This window comes from Halomonas daqiaonensis (assembly GCF_900109725.1).
Classification (GTDB): domain Bacteria; phylum Pseudomonadota; class Gammaproteobacteria; order Pseudomonadales; family Halomonadaceae; genus Halomonas; species Halomonas daqiaonensis.
On record NZ_FOBC01000040.1, the window covers coordinates 1 to 1,745 of the forward strand.

The 1,745-nt window shown below is 56.7% G+C and carries 1 rRNA gene; it reads left to right on the forward strand.

Going from position 1 to position 1,745, the window contains the following annotated elements:
* A 23S ribosomal RNA gene (locus BMY30_RS17430) occupies positions 1-1,720 on the forward strand; the annotation flags it as partial.
* Positions 1,721-1,745 lie beyond the last annotated feature (25 nt).

Consider the following 1,745-nt stretch of genomic DNA (forward strand, 5'->3'; position numbering starts at 1 on the left):
GCGGTAGAGGAGCGTCGTGTACGCCGATGAAGGTGGATCGAGAGGTCTGCTGGAGGTATCACGAGTGCGAATGCTGACATGAGTAACGACAAGGGGCGTGAAAAACGCCCCCGCCGGAAGACCAAGGGTTTCTGTTCGACGCTAATCGGAGCAGAGTGAGTCGGCCCCTAAGGCGAGGCCGAAAGGCGTAGTCGATGGGAAACGGGTCAATATTCCCGTACCTCACTGTATTGCGATGGGGGGACGAAGAAGGCTAGGTGAGCCAGGCGTTGGTAGTCCTGGTGAAAGTCAGTAGGCTGGGGAATCAGGCAAATCCGGTTCCCCAAGGCCGAGAGACGAGACGAACAGCCCACGGGCTGGAAGTCATCGATGCCACGCTTCCAGGAAAAGCCTCTAAGCTTCAGATACAGTGGGACCGTACCCCAAACCGACACAGGTGGTCAGGTAGAGAATACCCAGGCGCTTGAGAGAACTCGGGTGAAGGAACTAGGCAAAATGGTGCCGTAACTTCGGGAGAAGGCACGCCGGACTAGGGTGACGGGCCTCGCGCCCCGAGCCTGAACCGGTCGAAGATACCAGGTGGCTGCAACTGTTTATTAAAAACACAGCACTCTGCAAACGCGCAAGCGGACGTATAGGGTGTGACGCCTGCCCGGTGCCGGAAGGTTAAGTGATGGTGTTAGCGCAAGCGAAGCTCCTGATCGAAGCCCCGGTAAACGGCGGCCGTAACTATAACGGTCCTAAGGTAGCGAAATTCCTTGTCGGGTAAGTTCCGACCTGCACGAATGGCGTAATGATGGCCACGCTGTCTCCACCCGAGACTCAGTGAAATTGAAATCGCAGTGAAGATGCTGTGTACCCGCGGCTAGACGGAAAGACCCCGTGAACCTTTACTATAGCTTCACACTGGACGCTGATGTTGCTTGTGTAGGATAGCTGGGAGGCTTGGAAACCCGGACGCCAGTTCGGGTGGAGCCAACCTTGAAATACCAGCCTGGCATCATTGGCGTTCTAACTCAGATCCGTGATCCGGATCGAGGACCGTGTGTGGTGGGTAGTTTGACTGGGGCGGTCTCCTCCCAAAGCGTAACGGAGGAGCACGAAGGTACCCTCAGCACGGTTGGAAATCGTGCATTGAGTGCAAGAGCATAAGGGTGCTTAACTGCGAGACAGACACGTCGAGCAGGTACGAAAGTAGGTTCTAGTGATCCGGTGGTTCTGTATGGAAGGGCCATCGCTCAACGGATAAAAGGTACTCCGGGGATAACAGGCTGATACCGCCCAAGAGTTCACATCGACGGCGGTGTTTGGCACCTCGATGTCGGCTCATCACATCCTGGGGCTGAAGTCGGTCCCAAGGGTATGGCTGTTCGCCATTTAAAGTGGTACGCGAGCTGGGTTTAGAACGTCGTGAGACAGTTCGGTCCCTATCTGCCGTGGGCGTTGGATGTTTGAGAAGGGCTGCTCCTAGTACGAGAGGACCGGAGTGGACGCACCTCTGGTGTTCCGGTTGTCACGCCAGTGGCATTGCCGGGTAGCTATGTGCGGACGGGATAACCGCTGAAAGCATCTAAGCGGGAAGCCCCCTTCAAGATGAGACATCCCCGAGGCCTCGAGCCTCCTGAAGGGCCCAGCGAGACCAGCTGGTTGATAGGCCGGGTGTGGAAGCGCTGCAAGGCGTTGAGCTAACCGGTACTAATGGCCCGTGAGGCTTGACCATATAACACCCAAGCGGTCTGCCGATG